Annotated in this window: 1 pseudogene; it reads right to left on the reverse strand. The window is 62.0% G+C overall.

What is annotated here, in order from left to right:
• Positions 1 to 3,463 (reverse strand): annotated as a pseudogene (locus A5707_RS19800) (non-ribosomal peptide synthetase); the annotation flags it as partial.
• Positions 3,464 to 3,472 lie beyond the last annotated feature (9 nt).

The following is a 3,472-nucleotide window of genomic DNA, read 5'->3' on the forward strand; positions in this document are numbered from 1 at the left end:
ACCCACACTTGACTTCAATGGCCAGACCGGCCACCGAGGCATGCTCGGCAGCCCACGTAGTGAAAAACTCTGGAGCCAGCAACAATTCAGGCTCACCAAGCACGGCGCGGTGGACCCGTTGACGAATCTCAGCGGTATCATCGCCAGCGGTGCGGGCAAGGGCGACACCGGTCTGAAACGCGCCTTGCAGGCTGTGGTTGCGCACATCGCCGACAAACAACACCCCACCCGGCGCCAGCAATCGCATCGCCACCACCAACACATCGGTCAGATACCCCGCACTGGGGAAGTACTGGACCACCGAGTTGAGCACCACCACATCGAAATAGCCCTCGGGCAACCCCTCGGCCACATCGGCCGGTTGCACCCGCAACTGCACCCGATCCCCCCACGGCTGCCCAGCACTTAACGCCTGCAACCTCTCAATCGTGGGCGCAGAAAAATCGGTACCCCAATACTGCTCACACAACGGCGCGATCTGCGACAACACCAGCCCAGAACCCACGCCGATCTCCAACACCCGCCGCGGCCGCAGGGCCATGATCCGACCCACCGTGGCCGACCGCCACTCCACCATCTCCTCAAGCGGAATCGGATCATCGGTGTAGCTGCTGTTCCAGCCCCGAAAATCCATGCCAAACCCCGACACCGCAACCTCAGCGTCATAGAGCTTGTCGTAGATATGTTGCCACTGGCCAACAATTTCGGCCTCGTCATCGGCGGCAGTGACGGCCTGCTCAAGAGTCACATAGGCAACCAAATGAGAACCCGTATCACCATGGTGCACAGTGGCCGCGCCCTGAATGACCTGCGGGCAAGCCAACAAGGCATTTTCGATTTCACCCAACTCCAAACGCTGTCCACGCAATTTGATTTGGGTATCGGCCCGTCCCAGATACTCCAACGTGCCCGCCGGCGTCCAGCGCACCACATCACCGGTGCGATACATCCGCGCCCCCACACCCCCATAGGGGTTGGCCACAAACCGTTCGGCAGTCAACTCCGTGCGCCCGATATACCCGTGAGCAAGCGCGGGCCCAGCCAAATACAACTCGCCCACCACCTTGACCGGCGCCGGACTCAACCGCGCATCAAGCACCAGCGCACTAACCCCCGGGATCGGAGCACCGATGCTCACCGGCTGCCCCGCCACCAACCCAGCACAGCTAGCCCAGATCGTGACCTCAGTGGGGCCATAGGCGTTAAACATCCGCCGATCCGGCGCCCAAGCAGCCACCAACTCCCCCGCACAAGCCTCCCCACCAGTGATCAACGTGCCCAACCCATCCAGCCGAGCGCGATCCAACGACGCCAGCACCGTCGGAGTCAACAACGCCGCGCTGACCCGCTGCCCCTGCAGCAACGCAGTCAACGCCTCCCCGCCATACACATCCGCCGACGCCACCACCAACGCCGCCCCCGACGCCACCGCCAACAACCACTCAAAGACCGACGCATCAAAGGTCGGCGCGGCCACCATCAACACCCGCGCACCCGCGCACAACCCGAACACCTCACGATGAGCCGCCGCCACCCCCAGCAAACCGGCATGACTGACCGCCACCCCTTTAGGAACACCAGTAGACCCCGAAGTAAAAATCACATACGCGGTGTTATCGACCCCCAACCCAGCCAACCGCTCAGCATCGACAATCGGATCCGCACGGCCCCCACAAAGATCCAAACCATCAACACGCAGCACCGGCCGCGACCCAGCCCCCACCAAATCATCGGCACCACAAGTCAATACACACACCGCACCCGAGACATCCAACACCGCAGCGATCCGCTCCACCGGATGAGCCCGATCCACCGGCACATACACCCCACCGGCCTTGAGCACCGCCCACCACGCCACCACCAACTCCACACACCGATCCATCGCCACACCCACCGCACGCTCAGGACCCACCCCCGCCTCAATCAACACCCGCGCCAACCGCGTCGAACACCCATCCAACTCGCCATACGACAGCCACCGACCACCATCGATCACCGCCACCGCATCCGGGTCGGCAGCTACCGCCTCAGCCAACAACTGCGGCGCCACCCCCACCGGCGCACCCACCCCCACACCAGACCACCCCGCCAGCACCAGATCACGCTCACCGGCATCCAGCAACAACACCTCACCCACCACCACCGAGGCATCCACCGTCACCGCCTCAAGCACCCGCCCAAACCAACCAACCAACCGCTCAACAGTGACCCGATCAAACAAATCCGTGGCATACAACACCGCCCCCGCAGCCATCGGCGCACCCGGATCCTCAGTGGGAACCTCACTTAACTCAATATCCAAATCAAACTTGGCCGTGCGAGTAAACACCCCCAACGGCTCGACACCCACCCCATCAAGCACCATCTCAGGACGCACATTGTTCTGAAAAGCCATCGCCACCTGAAACAGCGGATGATGCGCCGCAGAACGCACCGGATTGAGCTGCTCAACCAACAACTCGAACGGAACATCCTGATTGCTATAGGCATCCAACGCCTTCTGCCGCACCTGCCCAAGCACATCACTGAACCGAAGCCCAGAACTAACACCCACCCGCAACACCCACATGTTGACAAAAAACCCGACCAAATCATCAAGCGCCGCATCCGCACGCCCAGCAATCGGCGAGCCCATCACCACGTCATCACCGGCCCCCACCCGGTGCAACACCACCGCCAACACCGCCTGCAACACCATCGAAGCCGTCGCATTATGCGCAGCCGCCACCTGCTTAACCCCCGCCCACACCAGCGGGTCAATACGCAACTCCACCGCCTCACCGCGATAACTAGGCACCGGCGGCCGAGCCCGATCCGTCGGCAACGACACCACCTCAGGCAAATCGGCCAACTCCTGCAACCAATACCGCAACTGCCCAGCAATCACACTGCCCGGATCAGACTCCACCCCCAACCACTGCTGCTGCCACAACGTGTAATCGGCATAATGCACCGCCAACGGCGCCCAACCCGGCGCCCGACCACCACAACGACTGGCATAGGCCACCCCCAAATCCCGAGCCATCGGCGCCAACGACCAACCATCAAAAGCAATGTGGTGCACCACAATACCCACCACAAACTGCTCAGGACCCACCGCAAAAATCTGCACCCGAATCGGAATCTCAACCGACAAATCAAACCGATACCCCGCCAAACCCACCAACGCCGCCACCACATCCCGCTCCGGCAACGCCACCACCGCACCATCCCCAACCCGCCACATCCCCGCCCGAGCCGGCAACACCTCCTGGAACGGCACACCATCAACATCAGGAAACACCGTCCGCAACGACTCATGACGAGCAATCACATCATCAAGCGCCGCCCCAAACGCCCCAACATCCAACGCCCCACTAACCCGCAACGCAGTCGGCATGTTGTACGTCGCAACCCCACCCTCAAACCGATCGATAAACCACAACCGCTGCTGAGCAAACGACAACGGAACATGCTGCGGACGCGGCATTGG

This window comes from Mycobacterium kyorinense (assembly GCF_001672775.1).
Classification (GTDB): Bacteria; Actinomycetota; Actinomycetes; order Mycobacteriales; family Mycobacteriaceae; genus Mycobacterium; species Mycobacterium kyorinense_A.